Raw genomic sequence first — 26,071 nt, forward strand, 5'->3', positions numbered from 1 at the left:
CCATGAACATCCGTATCGCCAGTCTGGCGGCCATCTTGGTTTTTGGCGCCGGTCTGGGCGCGAGCCAGGCCCTGGCCGCCGACCCGACCGTGGCCACCACCTCGGGCCCGGTCGTGGGCGAAAGCGCCCATGGCGTCGCCGCCTTCAAGGGCGTGCCGTTCGCCGCCCCGCCGCTGGGCGCCCTGCGCTGGCGCGCGCCGCAGCCGCCGGCTGCCTGGAGCGCGCCGCGGGACACCAAGGCCTACGGTCCCGACTGCATGCAGAACCCGTTCCCCGGCGACGCCGCCCCCCTGGGCGTCCAGCCGGCGGAGGACTGTCTGTACATGAACGTCTGGGCGCCGGAGGCGGCGCTGAAGAGCAAGACCCAGCGGCCCGTCATGGTTTGGATATACGGCGGCGGCTTCGTCAACGGCGGGAGCTCGCCGGCGGTGTACGCCGGGGACCGGTTCGCTCGCGACGGCGTGGTGCTGGTCAGCTTCAACTATCGCGTCGGCCGGTTCGGCTTCTTCGCCCATCCGGCTCTGACGGCGGTCGGCGCCGATGGCGGGATGCTGGGCAACTACGGGCTGATGGACCAGATCGCGGCGCTGAAATGGGTGCGCGACAACATCGCCGCCTTCGGGGGCGATCCCGACAACGTCACGGTCTTCGGCGAGTCGGCCGGCGGCATGTCGGTCCACGCCCTGCTGACCGCGCCCCAGGCCAAGGGCCTGTTCCACAAGGCCATTATCCAGTCTGGCGGCGGACGCCCGCGCCTGCTGCCGACCCTGCCGCTGACCGCCCCGGCCGGACAGCGCTCGGCCGAGGCCGCAGGCCTGGCCTTCGCGGCCAAGGCGGGGGTCTCCGGGACCGACGTTGCGGCGCTGGAGGCCCTGCGCGCCTTGCCGGCCGAGACCGTGGTCGACGGCCTGAACATGGCGACGTCCAACACCCCGACGTGGGGCGGCGGGCCGATGCTGGACGGCAAGATCATGACCCGGGAGCCATTGCAGGCCTACAAGGCCGGCGCCTGGACGAAGATGCCGGTGATGGTTGGGGCGACCAGCGCCGACGGCTTCTTCTTCGGCGGAAGCCGCGACCAGGTCTTCGCACCGTTCGGCGCCCGCCGCGCCGAGGCCGAGGCGCTCTACGACCCCAAGGGTGACGGCGATATCAAGGTCTATGGCTGGGCCGCCGCCGGCGACCGCATGTTCATCGAGCCCGCTCGCGCGGTGTCGCGCGTGATGGCGGAGCAGGGCGCGCCCGTCTATCAGTTCCGCTTCTCATACGTGGCCGAGAGCATGAGGAGCCAGTGGTGGGGCGCGCCGCACGCCACCGAGATCCCCTTTGTGTTCGACACGGTCGACGCCCGCTATGGCGGGGCGCTGACCCAGGCCGACGCGGCCGCGGCCAAAGCGGCCCACGCCTACTGGATCGGGTTCGCCAAGAGCGGCGTCCCCAGCGCCGCGGGGCAGCCAGCCTGGCCGCGCTACGAGGCCGCCACCGACCAGATCCTGGACTTCGCCGCGCAAGGGCCGAAGGCGGAAGCCGATCCGCTCCGGGCGCGCCTCGATCTGGTGGAGGCGACCACGCAGTGATGATAGTCGTTGTCGACGCTCACCAGTGTTCCTGGACCCGATCCGACGTCGGCTCCTGGCGCGAGCCCATCGGACGCCCGGAAGATCGTCGAACCGCGCCCTACGAAACGTAGCGACAGCGAGACGGTGATCTCGGGTCGAGACCCGCCCTTGCTACTTCGCGCCCGCTCACGTCAAAAAGGGGGATGGTCGGAGTTTCGATGCGGGCATGACCCAGACACGTTTGAAGGGGGCGGAACGACGCGAACGCTTCTTGGATGCGGCGGCGCAGATCGTCATCGAACACGGGGTCGCGGCCGTCACCATGGATGGCGTCGCAGCGCTCACGGGTGTCACCAAAGCCCTAGGCTACCGCTATTTCAGCGATCGCGACGACCTGCTGACTGCGCTGTTCGACCGCGAAACCAAGATCTATGTCGAGCGTCTGGCAAGTGAGGTCGGCCCGGCCTCCACCTTCGAGGAGTGGGTCCGCGGCGCCCTGAAATACTGGTGCCGGCGCGCCGACGAGCGCGGCGAGCTGTTCCTGCGTCTGGTCAGGGACTGCGGCCCCCTGGCGGAGCGGGCGCGCGCCAACCGCAAGGCCGACGCCGACGCTTGGGCGCTGGGTCTGCAGAAGGCCTTCGGCTTGCCCGCGCGTCAGGCCAAGCAATACGCCTGGTTCATGGTCGCCGGCACCGCGGGCGCGCTGGACGCCCGCGATGGCGACGACGAAGCCATGATCGACGCGATCACCCTGGCGGTCGTCGCCGGCGCCAAGGCCCTGGCCAAGAAGTACGGCGAGCCTCGCCCCGCCAAGACCGCCTGATCCTTTCCGCGCAGACGACGGTTGCCTCCGCCATTAAGTGACGATACCGTTACTTAGTGGCGGGCGTTGAGACCCCGCGCACGGCGCAAAGCCGTAGGGGAGGCGACCACATGAAGCTCTATGGCGAAGACAATCCCGCGCCCAATCCGCGCCGGGTCCGCATCTTCCTGGCCGAGAAGGGCCTGACCCTGGAGGAGGAACGCGTGCCGCTGGCCGAGCGCGCTCACAAGGCCGCCGCCTTCCTGGAGAAGAACCCGCTGGGCCAAGTGCCTGTTCTGGAGCTCGACGACGGCGCGTTCCTGAGCGAGAGCGTCAGCATCTGCCGCTACCTGGAGGGTCTGCATCCGCGGCCGCCGCTGTTCGGCGAAACCGCCCTGGAGCAGGCGACCATCGACATGTGGATTCGGCGCATCGAGTTCCAGCTGATGGCGCCCATCGCCCACATCTGGCGGCACACCCATCCGCTGACCGCCGGCCTGCTGACCCAGTACAAGGATTTCGGCGAGTCCAATCGCGCCCACGCCGACCGGATCTACCGCTGGCTGGATGGCGAGCTGGCCGACAAGGCCTTCATCGCCGGTCCCGCCTACAGCATGGCCGACATCGTCGCCCTGACCACGGTGGACTTCGGGCGGATGATCGGCGTCGCCATCCCCGAGGACTGCGGCCACGTCCGCGCCTGGCTCGAACGCGTCGCCCAACGGCCCAGCGCCACGGCCTGACGAACAATCGTTCGAAAGCAGTTGCCAGTCCTATTAAGTGACGATAGCGTTACTTAAGCGTTTCGGGCCCGGACGCTGATCCACATCCCGGCGAACCGCACGGCTCGCCCCGCCCTTCACGACCGCGTCTTGGCGGGCGGCGAGGGCGTGCGCCCGACAGATCACAAAAGAAGCCGCGCAGCGGCTCAAGGAGGAATGCGCCATGCCCTTCCAAACCCGCCGATCGCGAGTCCAGGCGCGAGGTCTGAGGACGGATCTGCTGACGGGGGCGTCGGTCGGCGTCGCCATGATGCTCGCCGCCGGCGGCGCCCTGGCCGAGGACGACGCCTCGCGCACCGCCGGTCCCGTCGTCGTCGACGAGATCATGGTCACCGCCCAGAAGCGGGCCGAAAACGTCCAGGACGTGCCGCTGGCCATCACCGCCGTGCGCGGTGAGACGCTGGCCTCGATGAACATCACCCAGCCCCAGCAGCTGTCGCTGATCGATCCCAGCGTCCGCTTCAAGCAGAGCCTCAGCAGCAGCGCCTCGGGCCTGACGATTCGAGGGGTCGGCACCAGCAGCTTCTCGGCGGGGATCGAGCAGAGCATCTCCACGGTCGTCGACGGCGTGGTGCTGGCCGATCCCGCCAGCCTGGCCACCCTGGCCGATGTCGAGCGGGTCGAGATCCTGCGTGGGCCTCAGGGCATGCTGTTCGGCAAAAACGCCTCGGCGGGCCTGGTCCACTTCATCACCAATCGGCCCAAGCTGAACGAAAACAGCGGCCAGCTGCACCTGCAATATGGCGAGCGCGGCGAACAGGTCCTGCAGGCGATCGGCAATCTGGCGGTCAGCGACACCCTGGCCCTGCGCCTGGTGGCCACGCACAATCAGCGTGACGGCCTGATCCGCAATGTCGCCAAGGACAATGTCTTCACCGATCCCCAGGACGTCAGCACCCTGACCCTGAAGGCTCTGTGGCGTCCCAGCGACGACCTGACCGTCTATTTCTCGGCCGACCGCACCGACAACGACGCCTTCTGTTGCTCATCGACCTGGCGCAAGGTCACGCCGGGCTACGCGCCGGCGGTGACGAACGCCCGCTACGGCATCGTCGCGGGGCCGAAGAATCTGCAGGTCGCCGCCAATGGCCCATCGCAAGGCAAGTCAACCGCCCAGGGCGGCACGCTGCAGATCGACTACGGGCTGGGCGACCTGACCCTCACCTCGATCAGCGCCTACCGCTCGGTCAAGCGCGAGGCGTTCTATGACGGCGACCTGACGCCGGTCAGCTATGTCGACACCAATGGCGGGGCAGGGAAGACCGACTGGCTCAGCCAGGAACTGCGCCTGACCTCGCCGATCGGCGAGCGGTTCGACTATGTCGCCGGCCTCTATCTCTACCACTCCAAGGCCTCGTCGCTGATCCGCCAGCGGGGCCAGCTCAGCTGGATCACGCCCGCGACCAATGGCGTTGTCGTGCCGATCATCCCCGGCGCGCCGCTGGGCACGATCTTCGAGACCTCGACGGTCAACGACATCAACTCGACCAGCTTCGCAGGCTTTGGCCAGGTCGGCCTGCACATCACGCCCAAGCTCGATCTGATCGCAGGGGCTCGGATCACGCGCGACGAGATCACCCTGGACTATCACCGCGCCCCGACGCCCGGCGCGGTCTACATCCCAGGCTCGGTCACGCTCGACCTGCACCAGGAGGTGGAAAACACCAACATCTCGTGGCGGATCGGGCCGCGCTATAATTTCAGCGATGACATCATGGCCTATGCGACGGTGTCGCGCGGCTACAAGGGACCTGGCTTCAGCGGCCTGAGCGCGGCCAACAGCCTGGCCGACCAGCGCGTGCAGCCGGAGATTCCCACCAGCTACGAGGTGGGCATGAAGGCCGCGTTCCTCGACCGCCGCCTGATCGTCAACGCCAACGTCTACAGCACCACGGTCAAGAACTTCCAGGCCCAGGTCTCCGACCTGACCAGCGCCACCTATTCCTCGCGGATCACCAATGCCGGCGAGATCAAGACGCGGGGCTTCGAGGCCAACCTGATGGCTCGGCCGGCCAACGGCCTCAGCCTCACGGCCGGTCTGGCCTACACCCACGCCCGCTATGCCGACTTCAACGGCGTGCAGTGCTATTTCGGCCAGCCCAAGATCGCCCAGGGCGGGCCGTGCAGCGCGCCGCCAGCCACCCCTGCCTCGCTGGATGGCTTCTTCAACGCCAAGGGTCTGAGCTTGGCGGGCGTGCCCGACTGGGTCTACGGCGTCAGCGCGGTCTATGAGCGGTCCTTGAGCCCGGGCCTGCGCGGCTTCTTCCAGGCCAACTGGAACTGGCAGAGCGACATCAACTACTCGATCAGCGGCGACCCGGGGACGATCCAGAAGGCCTATGGCCTGCTCGGCGGCCGCATCGGCGTCTCGGCGCCGGACAAGGCCTGGAGCGTGGCGCTGTACGCGAGCAACCTGCTGGACAAGCGCTACGCCGCCCAGATCACCCCGTCGCCGGTGACCGCCCTGAACCCTGGCGGCTATGTCCAGTATTTCAGCCCGGACTCCGTGCGCCGGGCCGGGATCAGCCTGGACGTGGCCTTCTAGGACCCTTTTCGCGGCGCTCTTGCCGGCGCCGCGAGGGGGCGAGACGACCGGCGCGGACGCCGCGGCTGCAGACGTCTCGCCCCGCCTTCCTCAATCACGTTATCTCTCTGGGAGAGCCCTATGAAACAGTCCATGGGACGCCGCGCCTGGCTGGGCGCTCTGGCCGGCCTCGCCGCCGCGCCGCTGACCGCCTCGAAGGCCAAAGCCAAGCCCGCCAAGCCTCTGCCGCCGATTACGATCTACCATCTGGAGGGGCGCCGTTCCGAGCGGATTGTCTGGCTGATGGAAGAGCTGGGCTTTCCCTATGAGCTCAAGTTCAAGCGCGGCGACCTGGCGGGCTCCATGGCCCTGATCCGCGAATTCAGCCCGGTCGTGCCAATGGCGCCGACGGTGAAGTACGGCGACCAGGTCCTGGTCGAGTCCGGCGCGATCATCGAGCTGATCCTCAACCGACACGCTCCGGGGCGCCTGCAACCGGCGCTGGACAGCCGCGACTATCCCGACCACCTGATGTGGATGCACTATGCCGAGGGGAGCCTGGCCGCGCGCCTGTTCTCCGACTATCGCGCCTGGACCGCCCAACCGCCCAAGCAGCGCTCGCGCCTGGTTGACTCCGAGGCCGTGGTGCAGTTCGCCGAGAACTTTCTGGGGCAGCATCCCTGGTTCGGCGGCGCGGCCTTCTCCAGCGCCGACATCATGATGATGTTCCCGCTCAACGCCGCGACCGGCTTGAACCTGGTCGAGGAGTCGCAGTTTTCGAACGTGGCGGCCTGGAAGGCCAGGATCGAGGCGCGTCCCGCCTATCAGCGCATGCTGGCCAAGGCGCGTCCGGACGGCATGATCGGGGGCCTGCCGCGCTTGCCCCAGCACGCGCCCGCCGGCCCGCGGGAGACGCCGAAGGCGCCGGGATAGCGCACGCTGCTGCGCGTCTCGCCGCATGCGGGCTTTGGAAATGAAGCCTGCCGAGCGTCCGCTTTCAGAGGGCCAGTCGGGCTTTACTCTGGCCTTGTTGGCGGCCTCCTCGCATGACGCGCAGGATTGGCGAGCGTCGTGTTCTCGGAGGGATGTCGATGTCAGAAAATGGCGCACGACCGCACTCACCCAAGATCGGAAACCCGGACCTGGTTGGCCAACTGCCAAGTCCGCGGCGCCATTCCCGTGGAGCGTTTGAAGAGTCTGGTCATGTGACTCTGGTCTGCAAAGCCGCACGCCAGAGCAACGTGCGCCAAGGGAAGTGAAGCTTCGAGCAATTGCTGTGCGCGGGCGACCCGTCTCGCAATGACCCAAGCGTACGGCGTCACGCCCGTAGACGCACGAAAGGCGCGCGCGAAGCGGCTGACGCCAAGCCCGCAGGCCTCTGCCAGTTCAGCCAAGGTCGTTCCCACAGGTAGGGTCGCTTCGATCCACTCCTTGGCCAAGCGTTCCTGCGATGTCGTCAGGCCGCCTGTAACCGTACGCCGATCTCGTAAGTCGCCATACCGACGCAGGACATAGACTCCGAGCGACCACATGAAGCTGTCCGCGGAGAGGGGATCTAGAGCGGCCGGATCGTCGAGGTAGGGTCGGACAAGATTCGCCATTCTGGGGACCACGGGATCAGGGCGGATAAAGCAGGCTGCATTACCAAGCTCGATCCGCCCGCAGACCTCGAGATCCTCGGCGACCTCCTGCATGAAGGCGCGGGGGAGTATCAGTTCCAGGGTGTGGCTGGGGGTATTGAGTTCGACGTAGTCGACACCAGAAACATAGAGAAAGTGGGTGTGCCCCGCTGGCGATCCATAGTCGAACATCTCCTCGCGCACCGACGTCCGGCTTTCTTCGGCGCGATAGCGCACGCCCACGAGATAGGTGTCGTCGAGCCGCGGAAAGGTGGCGTTGGCGCCCCGCCGTGGTCGGCATAGTCAACCTCGATGACCTGCAGCTTTGATCTACGCAGGGACCGGGTGCGCATAGTCAGCGCTCCGCCGCCGGCGAAGTCGATCGGCACAGTGCCGGGCGCGGAGCGGGCAAGGGTGGCAGGCATGGTCCTCTCGACGAGAGGATATCCGCTTGCTAGCGCTGCGTCCTGCAAGCGGATGCCGCCAAGCGTTATCGCGCTGGCGTCGAGGCTGGCGCGCTCTGGGCGGCCTTCTCGATCAGAGCGGCGACAGAGCTGGGGTTGGCCACATAGACGGCGTGGCTGCCTGGGATCTCCTCCTTGGTCGCCCCCGCGCGTTCGGCCATGGCTCGCTGCGCGGCGGGCGGGATCATACGGTCGTCCGTGGCCACCAGGTACCAGCTTGGCTTCTGGCGCCAGGCCGGAGCGGTAACCGCGCCTTCAAGCGCGGCGACGCCCCAGGGGACCTGTGAATCCGCCATGAAGCGCGCTGTTTGCGGCGCGACGTCCGCGGCGAACGCGTTGGCGAACTTCGCTTTGTCCAGGAACAGGTAGCCGTCCACCGGAGGGAGGATCGGCGGAACAGCGGCGCCCGGCGGCGGATTGGCGATCAGCGACGACACAGACTCCCCTTTATCGGGCGCGAAGGCGGCGATGTAGACGAGCGCCTTGACCTTGGGATCTAGGCCGGCTTCTGAAATGACGACACCGCCGTAGGAGTGCCCAACCAGCACAACGTCGCCCGACGCCGAGGCGATCGCTCGCGTGGTGACGGCGACGTCGTCAGCCAGTGACGTCGTCGGGTTTTGAACGACCACGACATTGTAGCCGTCCTGCACAAGAATGCGGTGAACGCCCTCCCATCCCGAACCATCAACGAAGCCGCCGTGAACAAGCACCACGGTCTTATCGATATGCGGCGCCTTCGGCGCGGCTCCGGCGGCGGATGCAAGCGCGAGCGCGGCGACACCAACAACCGTCCTGAGTGCCCCAACCATAGACATTCTCCCGTTCATTCAAGTCGCGGATGCGACGTGGTGTGACGGGTAGGAGGCCGCGGAACCAAGCTATTGAACGATCTTGCACCGCCCCATTGCCGAAGGCGGGTCTGCTTTGGGGTCTAGGTCGACGACGCGCTGGGGTGTCCCAGCAAATCGACATGGGGCAACGGCTCACCGGCCTTAGCGCGGTCCGAGCACGAGGCGCCTCCATTGAACGTCGCGTTTCTGGAAGGTTGCCGACGTCCACACTTGGCGCGGCCCGGCCGGTGACACAGATCTTCGGACTTGCCACGACAACAGCGAACAAGACGAAGACACCTTCTGTGCAAATAATGTGGCGGTTCACAGCGACGAGGCCGCGGGCGACGTCGCAAAAGGAGCGCTTATTCGATGACCTCGACCGCCGCCCACTTCATCGCTGAAACCCTGGAAGCCGCCGGCGTCGATCGCGTCTATGGGGTTGCGGGCGACTCGCTCAACGGCTTCACCGAGGCCCTGCGGGCGCGGGACAAGATCCAATGGGTCCACATGCGCCACGAGGAGGCCGCTGCGTTCGCCGCTGGGGCCGAGGCTCAGCTGACTGGCGATCTGGCGGTGTGCGCCGGCAGTTGCGGGCCGGGGAACCTGCACCTGATCAATGGCCTGTTCGACGCCCAGCGCAGCGGCGCGCCGGTGCTGGCGATCGCCGCCCACATCCCCAGCAGCGAGATCGGCATCGACTACTTCCAGGCTACGCACCCCGAAAGCCTGTTCAAGGACTGCAGCCACTATGTGGAGCTGGTCTCGCATCCGAGCATGCTGCCCCAAGTGCTAGAGCGGGCCATGCGCGTGGCCATCGCCCGGCGCGGCGTGGCGGTCGTGGTGATCTCCGGCGACGTGGCCCTGGAGAAGCTGGACGCCAAGCCGCCGACCTGGATCGCCCCGGCCCCGCCTCGCGTGATCCCGCCGGCGGACCAGGTCGAAGCCTTCGCCGACCTGCTGAACGGCGCCCAGCGCGTGACCCTGCTGTGCGGTATCGGCTGCGCCGGCGCGCGGCCCGAGGTGCTGGCCCTGGCCGACGCGCTGAAGGCGCCGATTGTCCACGCCATGCGGGGCAAGGAGTCGATCGAACACGACAATCCCTTCGACGTCGGTATGACCGGCTTCATCGGCTTCTCGTCCGGCTACGCCGCGATGAAGGACTGCGACACCCTGGTGATCTTGGGGTCGGGCTTTCCTTATCGCCAGTTCTATCCAAACAAGGCGAAGGTCGTGCAAATCGACATCAGCCCCGAGGCCCTGGGCAATCGCAGCCGCCTCGACCTGGGCCTGCTGGGCGACGTGGGTGAGACCCTGCGCGCGCTGCTGCCGCGCCTGGAGCCGAAGGCTGACCGAAGCTTCCTCGACGCGGCTCTGGCGCACTACGCCAAGGCCCGAGAGGGCCTGGACGCCCTAGCGCAGATTCCGCACAAGCCCAGCCAGGTTCACCCACAGCAGGTGACTCGCATCGTCAGCGAACTGGCGGCCAAGGACGCGGTCTTCACCTGTGATGTCGGCACGCCTACGGTCTGGGCGGCGCGCTATCTGCGGCTGGACGGTCAGCGCCGGCTCCTGGGCTCATTCAACCACGGTTCAATGGCCAACGCCTTGCTGCAGGCGATCGGCGCGCAGTCGGCTTTCCCGGGACGCCAGGTCGTGTCGCTGTCGGGCGACGGCGGGTTCTCGATGATGATGGGCGACTTCATAAGCCTCTCGCAGCTCGGCTTGCCGGTGAAGGTCGTCGTGCTCAACAATGGCACGCTCGGCTTCGTCGAGATGGAGATGAAGGCCGGCGGCTTCCTAGACACCGCCGTCGATCTGCAAAACCCCAACTTCGCGGCCATGGCGCAAGCCATGGGCGTCAAGGGCGTACGGATAGACGCGCGCGCAAGATCTCCAGGCGGGGATCGCTGAGGCCTTCGCCCATGACGGGCCGGCCCTGGTCGACGTGGTCACCGCCCGCCAGGAACTGGTCATGCCGCCGAAGATCACGCTGGACGAGGCCCACAAGTTCGGCGTCTTCGCCCTGAAGGCTGTTCTGGACGGCCGCGCCGCCGAGTTGATCGACCTGGCCAAGGTCAATCTCAAGCGCTGAACCATGGCGCTGCGATAAGACCTGGGGCCGCGAGCTGTCTTCGCGTCTATGGACGCAAGCTAACGGCTGCTCCTGGCGCTGCCCGGTCCGCCTAGTCCGCAGTACGCGACAATCGCACGCTCAGCGCCAGCAGAACGGCGGCGGCCAGGAAGCCCAGGTTCACGGCCCAGGCGACCGGATCGGCGAACCGTCCGGCGTGCAGGCCGATGTGCGCCAGCGACACCCCCGCAAGCAGCGCCGCCGACAGCAGCCGCAGCCGCGCCGAAATGACCGGTGGCGTCCAGGCGATGGCCGCGCCCATGCTGGCGAGCGTGGCCAGGCCCCACACGGCGACGGGCGGCATGGGCGCGAGCAAGGCGAGCAGGGCCGAGGCGGCGTAGGCCACGGGCTGGCTCCAGACGAAGGCGATCCACACCCGCTCCCGGCGCGGAGCCGGACGGCCCTTGTCGCGCCGGCGGGCCAGCCAGATGGCGACACCGCTGGAGGTGACGGCGGTCAGGCCCAGGCCCAGCAGGAAGTATGCGACCTTGACGGGCCAGCCGCCGAACCAGCCGAAGTGCAGCGGAGTCATCGCCCCCCAGCACGCGGATGCCGACCGAGCCGCTCTCGTAGCCGACTTCGCCGAGGCGCTTGCCTGCGCCGTCGACGATCACCGTCTCGCCACGCGACAGGCGTCCTTCGGTGACCAGGTTGACGCCGGCGTGCTGGCCGGTCTCGCCGGGGTGCTCGACATAGATGTAGCTGGCGCGGGCGTTCGGATAATGGGCCTTCAGAGTCTCCAGCGCGCCGGCGATGTCGATCAGCTTGGCGGCCGGCCGTGGATCGTCGGCCACGGCGGGGCCCCGGAACAGGGCGTAGGCCTTGCTGGTGTCGCCCTTGAAGGTGGCCACGGCCAGGACGCCGACGATGATCACGGTCAGGCCCAGGAAGGCGCCGGTCAGCGAGACCACCAGGTGGAATGGCAGGCCCCAGACCGAGATGCGGTTGTGCAGATCGGCCTCCTGCAGGCGTTTGGAGCCGCCCCAGCGGAAGGCGAAGGCGTCCTTGAACACGCGCGGGTGCGAGAGCACGCCCGAAACCAGCGAGGAGAGCAGCGCCACGCCCGTCAGGCCGACCACGAACCCGCCCCAGGCGCGGGGCAGGTGCAGGACGGTGTGCAGCTCGGCCTGGAACTCGCTCCAGGGTAACTTCTGCTCGGCGACCAGCTTGCCCGTGGCGTCGGCGATCCAGGTGTGCTCGCCGCCCTGGGCGTCGTCGCCGTGCGCCGACAGGCGCGGCGACGCCGGTTCGGGCAGGCGGATGAAGAGGTCGTGGGCCTTGGGGTTCTTGGCCAGGGCCGCGCGGAAGGCCGCGTCGACGGCCCGGGGCGTGGCGTCATGCAGCACCGGGCCGGCCGGCTGTTCCCAACGGTTGAACTCGTAGGTGAAGACGGCGATCGAGCCCGAGAAGCAGACCAGGTAGATCAGGGCCGCGAAGGCCAGGCCCAGGGCCGAGTGGCCGGCCAGCATGGCGCGGACAAACTCGGCGGGGATCTTCGGCCAGATCGGCTTGCCGGCCTTGCGGGCCAGCTTGCCGGGGGCGGTCGAGCCGTCCATCACAGCGCCCCCTTCAGAAAGGCCGCGCCCAGGGTCGCGATCGAGACGCCGGCCAGGACGGCGAAGGCGCGGAGGATCTTGTCGTCGGACAGAGTCCAGGCCATGCCGCCAGCCCACAGGAACGGCACGATCAGGCCGCCAATGACCATGCGGCTCTGAACCTGGCCTGGCGCGCAGATGGCGACGGCCAGGCCGCAGCCCAGCGCCGCGATCCCGGCCAGCGGACCGGCCAGAAAGCCCCGCAGCCAGCCCCGCCAGACGACGCGGCGTCGGTCGGAGGGTTCGGGCGCCAGCTCGCGCGCGGCCCTCTTCTTGGCGTTGCGCCGCTCGACGCCGGCCCCCACGAAGGCCAGGGCGACCACGGAGGCGACGGCCAGCATGGCCGAGGGACCTCGCACAGGACCCAGCAACGGGACCGAGGCGGCGATAGCGACGACCAGCAGGCCCCAGCCGCCCAGGATTAGCCACGGGCGCTCGGGGCGCGGCTCGTCCCAGGCCCGCTTCAACAGCACGGTTCCCGCCAGGGGCAGCGGGGCCAGGGCCAGGCTCCAGAGCGGGCTCACCAGCGGGTCTCCAGCGTCAGGCCGACCACGCGCGGCTCGCCCAGCATGGCGATCGGAATGTCGGTGCGGGTGTACTGGCTGTAGGTCGCGTTCAGCAGGTTCTTGCCGTAGACGTACGCGCCCCAGTGCTCACGCTCGAAGCCGAAGCGGCCGTTGAACAGCAGGCGGCTCTTGACCACCGAATCCTGGGCCTGGTCGATGCCGGCGGACGAGAAGGACTTGGACTTGTAGCTGCCGTCCAGGTGAACGATCCAGCCGTTGTCCCAGCGATAGTCGCCGCCCAGCGCCACGGTCCATTGCGGGGCGTAGGGGAATTCCGAGCCCGACAGGTTGCGGTTGTCTTCGCCCGCCGTGATCGTGAAGTCGTCGAACTTGGTCTTGGTGTGGCCCAGCGAGGCGTACCACGACAGCTGGCTGGTCAGCTGTTGGGCGACCTCCAGCTCGAAGCCGTAGAAGTGCGACTTGCCGGCGTTCCTGACCTCGTAGTCGTAGGCGTTGAGGCCCAGATTGACGATGACCTGCTGGTCCTTCCAGTCGGTGTAGAAGGCGTTGGCGTTGACCGTCAGGGTTCCATCCAGCCAGGCCGTGCGCAGCGAGGCTTCGTAGTTCCAGGTGTATTCCGGATCATAGGCCGCGACGCTGGATCGCGCCTGGTTCACCGTCGAGCCACCCGAGCGGTAGCCGCGTTGGACCGTCAGGCTGGTGTTGATGTCCGGCGTCCATTCGTACTTCGCGCCGATTTTCGGCAGGAAGGCGTTGAACTTGCGGGTGTTTTCCGGCGCCGACGCGTTCGCCTGGGCGATCATGCCGGCGACGAAGGCGTTCACCTGGGTCACATACGGCGCGTAGGCGCCGAAGGACGCCGGCGTTGGATAGGTTCCGGCGAACACCGCGCTCTGCCTGGTGCTCGAGGTGTTCTCCTCGTGGTCGTATCGGAAGCCGCCCAACAGCGAGAGCCTGTCGGTTAGGGCGTAGCTGGCGTCGGCGAAGACGGCGCTGGTCTCGATGGTCGAGGGCTGGTCGCCGGAATAGTCGACAGGGATCACCGGCAGGGCGGCGATGTAGAGATTGGCGAAGCCGTTGGCTTGGGCCGCGGCGGCCGCCTGCTGGGCGGGCGTGGGCGAGGGGACGCCGGCCAGCAGGGTGGAGGTCAGGACGTTGACCAGGGTGGCGCGCGGGAACGGCACGTTGGTGCGGCTGATCGACAGGTCCTTGGCGTCGCGCTGGGCGTGGTAGAGGCCGATCAGGCCCTTCAGCCGCTCGCCCTCGTAGTTCAGGCGCAGCTCGCCCGAGGTGGTCTCGGTGGTCTGGTCGCGCGTGCCGTACGAGCTGGCGACCGGGGTGAAGTCGAAATCGATCGTGGCGTCGGTCTTGACCTTGTTCCACGAGACGATGGCGTTCAGCGTCAGGGCGTCGGACAGCTTGTAGCTGCCGTCCACCGTGAAGATGTCGACCTTGGAGTTGGTGCGCGAGGGGGTGTCCGACAGGTCGACGCGGTGATCGTAGTAGTCGGGACGGTCGGTGCGCGAATAGGTGAACTGGTAGCCGGACTCGCGCTTGTTGTGGGCGTAGGTGGCCAGCACCTTCAAGTCGGGCAGGGCGGTCGGGGTGAAGAGCAGCTTGCCGCGGACATAGAGATTGTCGACCGCCTCGAACATCCTGCTTCAGCGTCGGATTGTAGACGAAGCCGTCTGTCTCCTTCTGCTGCACGGCGACGCGGAAGGCCAGTTGGTCGGCGATGATCGGGCCGCCGGCGGCGACGCCCGCCGTGCGCTCGTCGCCGCTGGCCAGGCCGACGCTGGCGCGGAAGCTGGGCGTATAGGTCGGGTTGGCCGAGGTGATGATCACCGCGCCGGCCAGGGAGTTGCGCCCTGCAGGGTCGACTGCGGCCCGCGCAGCACCTCGACCTGGCCGATGTCCCACAGCTCCAGCGGGCCGCCGAACGTGGCCTCCAGCGGCAGGGCCGCGCCGTCGACATAGACGGTGGCGAGACCGCCCGTGCCGCCGCCCGAGACGTTCATGTTGCTGACGCCGCGGATGGTGAAGCCGGTCTTGCCATAGGTCTCGCTCATGTTCGCCGTGCGGGCGACCACGTCGTAGAAGGTTCGCAGGTTCTCGCGTTCGATGCGGGCGGCGGTCGCCACGGCGACGCTGCTGACGGTGTCCTGGATCGAGCGGGAGGTCTTCTCGCCGGTCACCACGATGGCTTCGACGGCGGTCGCCTGGTCGGCGGCGGACACGACCCCAGGCGGCGTCTCCTCGGCCGAAGCGGCCTGGGCCAAGGCTAGAATCGCAAGCGAGCAAGCGGTCAGCAGCGAACGGCGCATCAAAATCCCCCAAGACAACAACGGGGACGCGCTACTTCAGTTAAAAATGCGAGTCAATCTCATTATCAACGGGCGACGCGCTGTTAGCCCGGCGGCCAACGCCCCCTAGCAAGCTCGCCCTGCTGCGCTGCGACAGTGCGCCGACATCGACGCGATCAAGGATTTGCCCCTCTTGCTGGTCTCGCCGGGGGCTTCATCGACGGGACGGTGATCCTGATCGTGGCTTGCGTCCCGACACGCGGAAACCACACGGCTTGAGCGGCTTTGCAGAGGCCGCACGGCGGAAAAGGTCGTGCCGCTGCGAGCAAGTGCTGGCGAGCATCCCCGCGTAACCCTACCGCTACACATAAAAAGGGAGGGGAAGTTGCCTAGGATTACGAGTTCTCGTTTCCACATCTCTGTTCGCCTTGATGGCGGCCGGGGCCGTCTCGGCCCAGACCACGGCGTCCAATGACGCGGCCAAGACCCCGGAGTTCGTCTCGGTCGAAGAGGTGGTCGTCACCGGGTCGCGGGTTCGCACGACCTATAACTCGCCGACTCCCGTCAACGTGGTCGGCGCCGAGCGCATGCAGCAGCTGGCCATCCCCGACGTGGCCACGGCGCTGAACCAGATCCCGTCGTTCCGCGCCACCGTCTCGTCATCGACGATCCTGTTTCGGGTCTCGGGGGCCATCGGCGGCAACACCCCCGACCTGCGGGGCCTCGGACCCAGCCGCACGCTGGTGCTTGTCGACGGCCGTCGGTTCGTGCCGAGCACCGATTCCGGAGCCGTCGATCTGAACGGCGTGCCCAACGCCCTGGTCAAGCGCACCGAGATCGTCACCGGCGGGGCCTCGGCCGCCTATGGCGCGGACGCCGTGGCCGGCGTGGTCAACCTGATCCTCGACACCAAGTTCAACGGCTTCAAGATGGACGCCAGTGTCGGCGCCAGCGATCATGGCGATGGCCAGAACTACTTCGTATCGGCGGCCGGCGGGCGCGGCTTCGCCAGCGGCCGCGGCCATGTGATCGCCGGTATCGAATACCGGGACGACCAGGGCGTCGGCAATTGCTTCCGTCGCGACTGGTGCGCCAAGCTCACCAATTTCGTGCCCAATCCCGGCTATATCAACGGAGCCAGCACCAACGGCCTGCCGGCCACCCTGGTGCTGGACGACGTCCGCTTCGTCTATGCGCCGACTGGCGTGCTGGCCAGCGCCGTCCAGACGGTCAACGGCGTGAAGACGACGCTTGGCCAGCAGATCAACAACACCGGCGCCACAGCGCTCCCGGCCGGTCTGCGCGGCCTGCAGTTCAACGCCGCGGGCGACGCCCTGGTCCCCTTCCAGTTCGGAACCAATCTCAGCGGCCTGTTCATGCAGGGCGGCGATCAGGCCGCCGCGCCCAACTGGGGGTGGGGCAACCCGCCGCTGGTCACGCCGACCTCGCACGGTTCGGGCATGGTGCATGTCGACTATGACCTGACGCCCAAGACCCAGGCCTTCGGCGAGTTCATCTACAGCCAGGTCAAGGGCGGTCCGGTTCGCACCTCGGTGCTGCTGGCAGGCGCCCGCCGGCGGCTCGGCCGGCCTGGACATCAACAACCCGTTCATCAGCCCCGCGGTCCGCGCCCAGATCCTGGCGGCCAACCCCAACGTCACCGCGATCAACGTCAACGTCGCGGTGGCGCAGGGCGGCGACACCGTGGTCGCCTCCAGCACCAACGACATCTATCGCTTCGTCACTGGCGTGAAGGGCGAGCTGTTCAAGGACTGGCGCTGGGACGCCTCGTACGAGTTCGGCCGAACCAAAAGCCGGACCGTGGTCAAGAACACGCGCCTGGCCTCGTTCGACACCCAGGCGACCAACGCGATCACGCCGCCGGCCGGCTATTCGGGGACGATCTACCGGACCCCGTGGGGCGCGCCGGTGATCTGCGCCTCGTCGGTGGCCAATCCGAACGACGGCTGTCTGCCGGTCGACCTGCTGGGCGCCAACATCACGCCGGCGGTGCTGAGCAAGTACTTCAAGGACGAGTGGCAGACGCGCAAGGTCACGCAGCATGATCTGATGGTCAACGTCCGCGGCACGCTGTTCAACCTGCCCGCCGGTCCGGTCCAGGCCGCCGTCGGCGGCGAGTTCCGTCGCGACGAGGTCTCGGGCGCCGTCGATCCTCTGACCGCGGCGGGGCAGTTCGCCGCGCCCCAGGTCACGGCCCTGCCGCAGATCGTCCAGAAGGTCACGGAAGGTTATGCGGAAGCCAATATCCCGCTGCTGGCCGACCTGCCGCTGGTCAAGACGCTGTCGGTCGATGTGACCGGCCGCCTGACCCACTACAGCGGCTTTGGCAACGCGCGGCCGTGGAAGGTGGGCCTGGAATATCAGCCCAGCGACCAGATCCTGGTTCGCGTCACCCGCTCGGCCGACATCCGCGCGCCGACGGCGGCGGAGTTCGAACCCCAACACGGTCCAGACCTTCATCCCGCTGAACGATCCGTTCACGGGGACCAACCACCTGGTCGGCGCCCTGGCGGGCGGCAACCCGAACCTGGAACTGGAGCGGGCCAAGACCACGACGGCGGGCGTCGTGCTGAAGCCGGATTTCATCCCGGGCTTCCACGCCTCGGTGGACTGGTATGACATCTCGGTCCGCAACGCGATCGAACTCCGTGTCGGCCCCCAACATCCTGGCGGCCTGCGCGAGCAAGAACCTGCTGTGCAACCTGATCACCTTCAGCGGGGCGGCCAAGGCCAGTTCGGTCGTGACCGTGCTGTCGAACTTCCAGAACGTCGCCGAGCTGCACGCCGAGGGCTACGAGATCCAGTCCGACTACACGATCCCGGACGTCTGGGACGGCGCCGTCACCTTCCAGGTCAACGCCAACTACGTGAAGGATCTGAAGTCGATCGGCGGCACCGGCCTGGTCACCCGGATGAACGGCGTGACGGGCAATGCGGGCTCCCTGGCCGGCATCGCGGGCGTCCCGAAATACAAGATCGACGGACTGGTCTCGTACGTGCGGCCCAGTTGGATGGTCGCCGCGCACATGCGCTATATCCCCAAGAGCATCCTGGACCCGACCAAGATCGGTCCGGAGGACAAGGGCTACAGCGTCAACCTGCCGACCAGCATCTCAACCAACCGGGTCAGCTCGCGGTTCTATCTCGACCTCTCGGCCTCGGCCCAGCTGCCTTCGCTGTTCGGCAGCGCCAAGACCGAACTCTATGGCGGGTTGACCAACGTGTTCGACAAGGACCAGCCGCCCGAGCTGCGCCTGTTCGGCAACCCGCTGCAGTACGACACGGTGGGCCGCGCCTACCGCGTGGGTGTCCGGGCCGTCTGGTAGACGCCCCGCGCGAAGACGGCGTCGCTTTCCTTCCTCCTCGGTCGGCGCCGCTCTTCTCTTCAGATCCCGATGCGGGCCCTCCCGCGTCGGGATTTTTTCGTCCCGTGGCGGGCGCGCACAAGAAAACGCCCGCCGGAAGGGCGGGCGCTGGGGTGGGGAGATGGTTCGGGGCGACTACCAGGCCGCTTCGTAGATCGTCCGGATGTCCGCTTCGGTGAGAACCCGGGGGTTGCGATCCAGCAGGCGGGTGACCTTCATGGCCGCCGTGGCCATGCGCGGAATGGCGTCGCGCGCGATCCCGAAGTCCGACAGCCGGCGCTTGATCCCACAGGCGTCGGCCAGGGCGATGACCCGCTCGACGCCGGCGAGGGCGTCGGCCATCGGATCGCCGGAGGGCCCAGCGCCCAGAGCTTCGGCGATCCGGGCGTAGCGCTCGGGCGAGGCCTCGATGTTCAGGCGCAGAACATGCGGCAGCAGGAGAGCGTTGGCCACGCCGTGGGCGATGTGGAATTCGCCGCCCAGCGGATAGGCCAGGGCGTGCACCGCCGCCGTATTCACCGGGCCCAGGCAAAGACCGCCGTAATAGCTGGCGATCATCATCGCCGAACGGGCGGCGAGATCCTCGCCGTGCGCGCAGGCGCGCTCCAGGTTCGCGGCGATCAGCCGGATGCCGCCCAGGGCGTAGACGTCGATCATCGGGTGCGCGAAGCGGTTGGCGTAGGCCTCGATGCAGTGGGTCAGGGCGTCCAGGCCCGTGGCCGCGGTCACCGAGGGCGGCATGGTCACGGTCAGGGCCGGATCCAGATAGGCCGCGTCGGGCACCAGGTAGGGGCTGACGACGCCCTTCTTCAGGTCCTCGTCCTCGTCGCCGAGGATGGCGATTGGCGTGACCTCGCTTCCGGTCCCGGCGGTGGTCGGCACGCAGGCCAGCCACAGCGAGCGGCCGGCGACCAGGTCGGTCCCGAGCACGTCCATGACGCCCTGGCGGCCATCGAACAGGGCCGCGACCAGCTTGGCCACGTCCATGGCGCTGCCGCCGCCCAGGCCGACGACCGCGTCGGCCGCGCAGGCGCGGGCGCAGGCCAGGGCCGCGTCGAACTCCTTCAGGGTCGGTTCGCCGACCAGGTCATGCCAGAGCGTGGCGGACACGCCCTCCGCGCCCAGAGCCTCGACCAGCGGCCGGCACAGGAACAGGGTGGGCTCGGTGGTGACGATGAACACCGATCGCGCGCCGCGGCCCACCAGGTCGGCCGCGCATTTCGCCAAGGCTCCGGGGCCGAATGTGAGCGCGCCCACATTGACCATGCTCACGAGCCTCTGTTCCCCCGACCCCATCACACACGCTTTCCAGTTGTCCGTTTTGAAAGGAGTAGGGCCGGCCAGAGGCGGGGACTTGCTCGTAGAGGCAGCCCGACTTGCACCGGGTCGGGCCAACGCCTTGAAAGACCGACGGTGTCGGCGCACGAAAAGATTGGCGCCGTTGAGGGCAAGGTCGAACGCGCGGGGCGGTCTAAGAGGAGCGGCTGTTCTCTCGCGAGGACGTCCTAGGCATGATACGCAGCGTTGCGCGATCTCTTGAGGAGGCCCGAGTGGCTCGCCGATCTTCTGTCCGGCAAGGTGACGCGGGGGCGCCCGAAGGCGACGTGCTGGACCGGACCGAGGCGGGGCGGGGCCGCATCAAGCGCGCCCCGGGCTATGTCGAGGAGGTCTTCGAGGTCATCCGCGCCGACATCATGTCGCTGGCCATCCCGCCGGACACGCGGATCTCGATCGACAGCCTGGCGCCGGCGCCTGGGCGTCTCCCAGACGCCGATCCGCGAGGCGCTCAGCATGCTGGAAGCCATCGGCCTGGTCACCAAGCGCCACTTCGTCGGCTACTGCAGCGCGCCTCAGCTGAACCGCCGTCAGCTGGACCAGCTCTACGAGGCGCGCCTGCTGATCGAGCCCTTCGCCGCCCGTCGCGCCGCCGAGCAGATGGACGACCAGGCGATGGCCGAACTGGTCGCCCTGGCCGACGCCATGACACCGGGCGAGTCGCGCCAGTCCTATGACAAGTTCGCCGACCAGGATTCGGAGCTGCACGACCTGATAGCGACCGGCAGCGGCAATCCGATCATCCGCGAGACCCTGTCGCGGCTGCACTCGCACCTGCACATCTTCCGTCTGCGCTTCCACAGCGAGGTGACGACCGAGGCGGTGAACGAGCACGCGGATCTGATCGCGGCCCTGACGGCTCGCGATGCCGACGCGGCCGAGAAGGCGATGCGCGAACACATCCAGCGCTCGTATGCCCGCGTGGTGCCGTTCGCGGACGAGTAGCGCCCGAACACATCTAAAATCCCGATAGATCAGCGCGTTGACCGGCGGCCGAGAAGGTGTCCGGCGCCGTCGCACATGCCTGTAGCGGCACAAAAAACGCGTGAAGGCGACAACAGCGAAATAGCGCTTCTCATATTTCCTATATGATATAGGAAAGAGGTGAGGGAGGGCACGCTCCCGGCTAGGGGAGGCGCCGAATGAACGTCTTCAACACCAATGATCTGACGGGGCGCGCCGCGCCTGGCGGCTGGACGGGCCTGTTCGCCAGCCAGATCGAGGCCATGGATTTCAAGCCGGCCAAGCCCGACGCCTTCATGGCCGAGCTGGCCGGCAGCGACCTGGGACCGTTGCACATCGCGCGGCTGACCTGCGGCCGCACCACAATCGAGCGCGGCGCCGCCCAGATCGCCCACAAGACCGCCTCGACCTATCTGCTGATGCTGCAGGTGCGCGGCGAGGCCGAGGTCAGCCACTACGGCAACACCGCGACCCTGGGCGAGGGGGACTTTGTCCTCTGCGACAGCGCCGCGCCGCTGAAGATCCGCTTTTCCGGCGATGTCGAGACCTTGATCCTCAAGGTCGCGGCCTCGACCCTCAAGGAGCATCTGCCGTCGCCCGAAGGGTTCTGCGGACGCGCCCTGCGCGCCGACGAGGGGCTGACCGCTGCGGCCGCCGCCATGGCGCTGAACCTGTTCGGCCGCCTGGAGGCGGGCCTGTCGCTGCACTACCAGGACCGCGTCGCGCGCCAGTTGCTCGACATCGTCGCCACGGCCTACGCCCTGGCTTTCGACACCTCCAACGCCCGCTCGTCGGTGGTTAGCGGCCGTTGCGCCGCGGTGAAGCTCTATATCGAGCACCACCTGCGCGATCCCGAGCTGACGCCCTGCGCCGTGGCGGCCGGCACAAAGCTCTCGACGCGTTACCTGCGGATGATCTTCGCCAGCGAGAACGAGACGGTGTCGGCCTACATCCTGCGCCGGCGGCTGGAGCAATGCGCCCGTCAGATCGCCGATCCGGCCTGGCGCGGCCATTCGATGACCGAGATCGCCTTCGGCTGGGGCTTCAACAGCGCCCCGCACTTCACCCGCACCTTCCGGGATCGCTTCGGCCTGCCGCCGCGCGAATACCGGCGGCTGAAGCTGGAGGAAGAAGGCGGGGCCTTCGGCGCGCGGACGCGTCGCGCCGCCTGATGCAACGTACAGACATGGGGTTGAGCTTGACCACGATGGAAGCCCGCCGGGCGTCTCTTGCGCGACCGGAGCTGCTCCGCTCGCAAGCCTATTACGCGGGCGCATGGCGGAGCGGGGAGGGCGGCGAGACGGTCGCGGTGACCGATCCATTCTCCGGCGAGACCCTGGCCGAGGTGACCTCGGTGGGCGAGCCAGAGATCCGGACCGCCATCGCGGCGGCGCAGACGGCGTTCGCGACCTGGTCGCGGACCCTGAACCGCGACCGCGGCCTGCTGCTGCGCCGCTGGCTGGAGCTGATCGAGCGCGACAAGGAGGACCTGGCCCGCCTGATCACCCTGGAGAACGGCAAGCCCCTGAAGGAGGCTCGGGCCGAGGTCGCCTATGGCTCCAGCTTCATCGAGGTCTATGCCGACATGGCCGCCGGCATCCTCGGCGAGATCCTCCCGCCCAACGCCCCAGGCCGTCGGCTGATGGCCGAGCGCGAGCCGGTCGGGGTGTGCGCGGCGATCACGCCGTGGAACTTCCCGATGGCCATGCTGACGCGCAAGATCGCGCCGGCCCTCGCGGCGGGCTGCACGATGGTCTGCAAGCCGGCCAGCGAGACGCCGCTGACGGCTCTGGCCCTGGCCGCCCTGGCCGAGGAAGCGGGGATTCCGCCGGGCGTGCTCAGCGTGCTGGTCAGCGCCCCGGCCCTGTTCGGCGACATCGTCACCGCCTCGAGCGTGGTGCGGAAGATCACTTTCACCGGCTCCACGCCCGTGGGGGCCAAGCTGATGGCGGCCTCGGCCCCGACTATCAAGCGCCTGTCGCTGGAGCTGGGCGGCAACGCGCCGCTGCTGGTCTTCGACGACGCCGACCTCGACGCGGCCGTCGAGACGGCCATGGTCGCCAAGTTCCGCAACGGCGGCCAGAGCTGCATCGCGGCCAACAGGATCTACGTCCAGCGCGGGATCTACGACGCCTTCCTGGCGGCCTTCCAGGCCCGGATCGAGGCGATGAAGGTCGGCGACGGCCTCGAACCCGGCCACCGATATCGGGCCGCTGATCAGCGCCCGGGCGGTCGAGAAGGTCGAACGCCACCTCGACGAGGCGATGGCCGGCGGCGCGCGCCTGGTCACGGGCGGCAAGGCCGACGGCGGCTTGCTCTCGCCTCCGACCCTGGTGGCCGACGTCGCCAGCGACGCCCTGCTGACCCGTGAAGAGACCTTCGGTCCGCTGGCGGGGGTGATCCCGTTCCGGACCTACGACCAGGCGATCGCCCGGGCCAACGACACGCCCTTCGGTCTGGCGGCCTATGTCTGCTCGACCCGGCCGGAGACCATCGCCCGCGCCGGGCGCGACCTGGAGACCGGCATGGTCGGGATCAACACCGGCCTGATCTCGACGGCCGCCGCGCCGTTCGGCGGCGTCAAGTCGTCCGGGATCGGCCGCGAGGGCTCGCACCACGGCCTCAGCGAGTATCTGAACTACAAGTATCTGTGCCAGGCTGGCCTGTAGGTCGGGGGAGCGTCGACGATGCGTCAGAACAAGAAGATCATCATCACCTGCGCGCCGACCGGCTCGATTCACACGCCGTCGATGTCGCCGCACCTACCGATCACGCCGACTCAGATCGCCGACGCGGCCATCGAGGCCGCGGCGGCCGGCGCCTCGATCCTGCACCTGCACGCGCGGGATCCGATCGACGGCCGTCCCAGCCCGTCGGCGGAGCACTTCGGCGCCTTCCTGCCGCGGATCAAGCAGGCCACCGACGCGGTGATCAACATCTCGACCGGCGGCAGCTCGACCATGACCCTGGACGCGCGGCTGGAGGCGGCCTTCGCCTTCAAGCCCGAGGTCTGCTCGCTGAACATGGGCCCGCTGATCTTCGACTTCAGCGGCGCCGGCGCGCGCGTCGAGACCTGGCGGCATCCTTGGGAGCGCGAGTACGTCGAAACCTCGCGCGGCCGGATCATGTACAACGACAATGTCTATATCGAGCGCATCATGCGCGAGATCGGCCAGGGTCTCGGCACGCGGTTCGAGTTCGAGTGCTACGACATCGGCCATCTCTACACGCTCGCGCATTTCGCCGAGCGCGGGCTGATCAAGCCGCCGTTCCTGATCCAGGGCGTGTTCGGCATCCTGGGCGGCATCGGGCCGGACGTGCGCAACCTGGGCCACATGGTCACGGTGGCCGACAGCCTGTTCGGCGACGACTACGTGTTCTCCGCCTTCGCCGCCGGCCGTCACCAGATGCCGTTCTGCACCCAGAGCGCGCTCCTGGGCGGCAACGTTCGGGTCGGGCTGGAGGACAGCCTCTATATCGGCCGCGGCGAGCTGGCCAAATCCAACGCCGAGCAGGTCACCAAGATCCGCACCATCATCGAGGCCTTGGGCCTGGATGTCGCCAAGCCCGACGAGGCCCGCCAGATGCTGGACCTCAAGGGCGGCGACGCGGTCGGCTTCTAGAACACCGGAAGGAACGAGATCATGACGGACAAGGGCGTCTTTCTGGTGACGGGCGGCAGCCGCGGGATCGGCGAGGCGATCGCCCGTTCGGCGGCGGCGGAAGGCTATTTCGTGCTGCTGACCTATGTCGGCCAGGCCGATAGGGCGCGGGGCGTGGTCGAGGCGATCCAGGCGGCGGGCGGCCGGGCCGCGGCCGTGCAGGCCGACACGGGTGTCCCGGCCGATGTGGCGCGGATGTTCGAGGCGGCGGATCAACATGGCCGGCTCTCGGCCCTGGTCTACAACGGCGGCATCACCGGCGGCGTCGGCCTGCTGGCCGATCAGACCGACGACACCCTGGCCCAGGTCATCGCCGTCAACCTGACCGGCGCGCTGATCAGCTGCCGGGAGGCGGTCAAGCGGATGTCGACGCGACTGGGCGGGCAGGGCGGCTCGATCGTCCTTCTGTCCTCGCGCGCCGCGACGCTGGGCTCGCCGAACCAGCACCTTTGGTACGCCGCCTCGAAGGGCGGGGTCGACAGCCTCAATCTCGGCCTGGCTCGCGAGGTGGCGGGCGAGGGAATCCGCGTCAACTGCGTCTCGCCGGGCCCGATCGCCACCGAGATCCACGCGCCCGGCCGCCTGGAGGCGATCCGCGACTCCCTGCCGATGAAGCGCGAGGGCACGCCCGAGGAAGTGGCCGCCGCCGTGATGTTCCTGGTGTCGGACGCGGCGTCGTACGTGGCCGCCGCCACTATCGAAGTCGCGGGCGCGCGCTGACCGTGGTGGTCCCCTCTGACCTTGGCGCGCCCATCGTCGACTGCCACGCGCACGTCTTCACGCGGGATCTGCCGCTGATCGCGGACGCCTGGAACGCTCCGACCTACGACTACACGCCTCAGGACTATCTGGCCGAGCTGGACCGTCAGGGCGTCCATTTCGGCGTCTTGTCGGGCCTGAGCATCTCCGGGACCTACAACGAGTACACAATCGCGGCCGCCAAGCTGAGCCCGCGGCTTCGCGCGACCGCGATCGTCGCGCCGGACACCGACCCCCATGTGCTGCGCCGGATGCGCGACGATGGCGTGGTCGGGATCCGCTTCCAGCTGGTCCGCAAGGCCGTGCTGCCGGACTTCGCCGACGAGGCTCACCGCCTGCTGCTGCGCCGCGTGCGCGATCTCGACTGGCACGTCCACGTGGCCATCGAGGGCGAGCGGATGCAGCCGACCCTGGCGGCGCTGGAGGCCTCGGGCGTGAAGCTGGTGCTGGACCACTTCGCCCATCCCGAGCCCGAAAAGGGCATTGCCTGTCCGGGCTTCCAGTCGGCCATCGACGCCGTGCAGCGCGGCAAGGTCTGGATCAAGCTGGCCGCCGGCTTTCGGCTTGGCGGACCCGACGCCTGGCGCGACCCCGACCTGCCGCGCGCCGAAGCCATCGCTCAGGCCGCCGCCGCCGAGCTGATGACCCGGGTCGGGCCCGAGCGCCTGCTCTGGGGCAGCGACGCGCCGTTCGTCGGCTACGAGGGCTGCATGACCTACGACCGCGCCCTGGCGCAGCTTCGGGCCTGGGCGCCGGACCCGGCCACGCGGCGCGCGCTGTCGGATGCGGCGCTGCGCTTCTACTTCGCCTGAGACGGCAAATTT

Annotated in this window: 22 protein-coding genes and 3 pseudogenes; 17 read left to right on the plus strand and 8 right to left on the minus strand. The window is 68.2% G+C overall.

Going from position 1 to position 26,071, the window contains the following annotated elements; all coding sequences use genetic code 11:
- Positions 1-2 precede the first annotated feature (2 nt).
- The 5 genes from ACHMW8_RS10650 to ACHMW8_RS10670 all read left to right on the plus strand — a co-directional run bounded on the left by ACHMW8_RS10650 (position 3) and on the right by ACHMW8_RS10670 (position 6,600).
- Positions 3-1,577, plus strand: coding sequence for a carboxylesterase/lipase family protein (locus ACHMW8_RS10650; RefSeq protein WP_395445525.1), 1,575 nt, complete (start codon positions 3-5; stop codon positions 1,575-1,577).
- A gap of 208 nt (positions 1,578-1,785) precedes the next feature.
- Positions 1,786-2,382: a TetR/AcrR family transcriptional regulator gene (locus tag ACHMW8_RS10655; RefSeq protein ID WP_125156791.1), complete on the plus strand. Its 597-nt coding sequence runs from the start codon at positions 1,786-1,788 to the stop codon at positions 2,380-2,382.
- Between the two features lie 110 nt (positions 2,383-2,492).
- Positions 2,493-3,104: a glutathione S-transferase family protein gene (locus tag ACHMW8_RS10660; protein ID WP_125156790.1), complete on the plus strand. Its 612-nt coding sequence runs from the start codon at positions 2,493-2,495 to the stop codon at positions 3,102-3,104.
- Between the two features lie 202 nt (positions 3,105-3,306).
- A complete protein-coding gene (locus ACHMW8_RS10665) occupies positions 3,307-5,688 on the plus strand; it encodes a TonB-dependent receptor (RefSeq protein ID WP_395445526.1) in 2,382 nt (793 codons plus the stop codon).
- Between the two features lie 120 nt (positions 5,689-5,808).
- Complete coding sequence (locus ACHMW8_RS10670) at positions 5,809-6,600, plus strand: glutathione S-transferase family protein (RefSeq protein ID WP_395445527.1); 792 nt, start codon at positions 5,809-5,811, stop codon at positions 6,598-6,600.
- Between the two features lie 185 nt (positions 6,601-6,785).
- Here the strand turns inward: ACHMW8_RS10670 and ACHMW8_RS10675 are convergent, their stop codons facing one another.
- Positions 6,786-7,529 carry a helix-turn-helix domain-containing protein gene (locus ACHMW8_RS10675; RefSeq protein WP_395445528.1) on the minus strand — a complete coding sequence of 248 codons (744 nt, stop codon included), beginning with the start codon at positions 7,527-7,529 and terminating at the stop codon, positions 6,786-6,788.
- A gap of 247 nt (positions 7,530-7,776) precedes the next feature.
- On the minus strand, positions 7,777-8,562 hold the full coding sequence (locus ACHMW8_RS10680; RefSeq protein ID WP_395445529.1) for an alpha/beta fold hydrolase: 786 nt from the start codon (positions 8,560-8,562) through the stop codon (positions 7,777-7,779).
- 393 nt (positions 8,563-8,955) lie between these two features.
- On the opposite strand from ACHMW8_RS10680, the gene poxB reads away from it, so the two are divergent.
- Positions 8,956-10,497 carry a ubiquinone-dependent pyruvate dehydrogenase gene (gene poxB / locus ACHMW8_RS10685; RefSeq protein ID WP_395445530.1) on the plus strand — a complete coding sequence of 514 codons (1,542 nt, stop codon included), beginning with the start codon at positions 8,956-8,958 and terminating at the stop codon, positions 10,495-10,497.
- Between the two features lie 34 nt (positions 10,498-10,531).
- Positions 10,532-10,678 (plus strand): hypothetical protein, encoded by a 147-nt coding sequence (locus ACHMW8_RS10690; protein ID WP_395445531.1) that lies wholly within the window; start codon positions 10,532-10,534, stop codon positions 10,676-10,678.
- Positions 10,679-10,769: 91 nt separating this feature from the next.
- On the opposite strand, the gene ACHMW8_RS10695 is transcribed toward ACHMW8_RS10690, so the two are convergent.
- From ACHMW8_RS10695 to ACHMW8_RS10715, 5 genes and pseudogenes are all read right to left on the minus strand, one after another.
- Positions 10,770-11,249: a PepSY domain-containing protein gene (locus tag ACHMW8_RS10695; RefSeq protein WP_395445944.1), complete on the minus strand. Its 480-nt coding sequence runs from the start codon at positions 11,247-11,249 to the stop codon at positions 10,770-10,772.
- Positions 11,250-11,511: 262 nt separating this feature from the next.
- Positions 11,512-12,273: pseudogene (locus ACHMW8_RS10700) on the minus strand (PepSY-associated TM helix domain-containing protein); the annotation flags it as partial.
- Positions 12,273-12,836: a hypothetical protein gene (locus tag ACHMW8_RS10705; protein ID WP_395445532.1), complete on the minus strand. Its 564-nt coding sequence runs from the start codon at positions 12,834-12,836 to the stop codon at positions 12,273-12,275. The gene ACHMW8_RS10705 and the pseudogene ACHMW8_RS10700, both read right to left, overlap by 1 nt.
- Positions 12,833-14,494 (minus strand): TonB-dependent receptor, encoded by a 1,662-nt coding sequence (locus tag ACHMW8_RS10710; protein ID WP_395445533.1) that lies wholly within the window; start codon positions 14,492-14,494, stop codon positions 12,833-12,835. Before ACHMW8_RS10710 ends, ACHMW8_RS10705 begins: the two co-directional genes overlap by 4 nt.
- Before the next feature lie 186 nt (positions 14,495-14,680).
- A complete protein-coding gene (locus ACHMW8_RS10715) occupies positions 14,681-15,163 on the minus strand; it encodes a TonB-dependent receptor plug domain-containing protein (protein ID WP_395445534.1) in 483 nt (160 codons plus the stop codon).
- Positions 15,164-15,573: 410 nt separating this feature from the next.
- Between ACHMW8_RS10715 and ACHMW8_RS10720 the strand changes: the two are divergent.
- The 3 genes and pseudogenes from ACHMW8_RS10720 to ACHMW8_RS10730 form a co-directional block, all read left to right on the plus strand.
- Positions 15,574-16,020, plus strand: a pseudogene (locus ACHMW8_RS10720) (TonB-dependent receptor plug domain-containing protein); the annotation flags it as partial.
- 871 nt (positions 16,021-16,891) lie between these two features.
- Positions 16,892-17,782, plus strand: a complete 891-nt coding sequence (locus tag ACHMW8_RS10725; protein WP_395445535.1) for a TonB-dependent receptor domain-containing protein — start codon at positions 16,892-16,894, stop codon at positions 17,780-17,782.
- 29 nt (positions 17,783-17,811) lie between these two features.
- Positions 17,812-18,489, plus strand: a complete 678-nt coding sequence (locus ACHMW8_RS10730) for a hypothetical protein (RefSeq protein ID WP_395445536.1) — start codon at positions 17,812-17,814, stop codon at positions 18,487-18,489.
- A 174-nt stretch (positions 18,490-18,663) separates the two neighbouring features.
- Here the strand turns inward: ACHMW8_RS10730 and ACHMW8_RS10735 are convergent, their stop codons facing one another.
- On the minus strand, positions 18,664-19,794 hold the full coding sequence (locus ACHMW8_RS10735) for an iron-containing alcohol dehydrogenase (protein WP_395445945.1): 1,131 nt from the start codon (positions 19,792-19,794) through the stop codon (positions 18,664-18,666).
- 525 nt (positions 19,795-20,319) lie between these two features.
- Here ACHMW8_RS10735 and ACHMW8_RS10740 point away from each other — a divergent pair.
- From ACHMW8_RS10740 to ACHMW8_RS10770, 7 genes and pseudogenes are all read left to right on the plus strand, one after another.
- Entirely contained in the window at positions 20,320-20,808 is a 489-nt protein-coding gene (locus ACHMW8_RS10740; RefSeq protein ID WP_395445537.1) for a GntR family transcriptional regulator, read from the plus strand.
- Between the two features lie 197 nt (positions 20,809-21,005).
- Positions 21,006-21,998, plus strand: a complete 993-nt coding sequence (locus ACHMW8_RS10745) for a helix-turn-helix domain-containing protein (RefSeq protein WP_125156779.1) — start codon at positions 21,006-21,008, stop codon at positions 21,996-21,998.
- A 35-nt stretch (positions 21,999-22,033) separates the two neighbouring features.
- A pseudogene (locus ACHMW8_RS10750) lies at positions 22,034-22,951 on the plus strand (aldehyde dehydrogenase family protein); the annotation flags it as partial.
- Between the two features lie 91 nt (positions 22,952-23,042).
- Positions 23,043-23,495, plus strand: a complete 453-nt coding sequence (locus tag ACHMW8_RS10755; RefSeq protein ID WP_395445946.1) for an aldehyde dehydrogenase family protein — start codon at positions 23,043-23,045, stop codon at positions 23,493-23,495.
- 18 nt (positions 23,496-23,513) lie between these two features.
- Positions 23,514-24,449, plus strand: a complete 936-nt coding sequence (locus tag ACHMW8_RS10760; RefSeq protein WP_395445538.1) for a 3-keto-5-aminohexanoate cleavage protein — start codon at positions 23,514-23,516, stop codon at positions 24,447-24,449.
- A gap of 21 nt (positions 24,450-24,470) precedes the next feature.
- Positions 24,471-25,208, plus strand: coding sequence for an SDR family oxidoreductase (locus tag ACHMW8_RS10765; RefSeq protein ID WP_395445539.1), 738 nt, complete (start codon positions 24,471-24,473; stop codon positions 25,206-25,208).
- Between the two features lie 2 nt (positions 25,209-25,210).
- Positions 25,211-26,059 carry an amidohydrolase family protein gene (locus ACHMW8_RS10770; protein WP_395445540.1) on the plus strand — a complete coding sequence of 283 codons (849 nt, stop codon included), beginning with the start codon at positions 25,211-25,213 and terminating at the stop codon, positions 26,057-26,059.
- The last annotated feature ends 12 nt before the right edge of the window (positions 26,060-26,071 follow it).

Source organism: Caulobacter sp. UC70_42 (assembly GCF_044056025.1).
Taxonomy (GTDB): Bacteria; Pseudomonadota; Alphaproteobacteria; order Caulobacterales; family Caulobacteraceae; genus Caulobacter.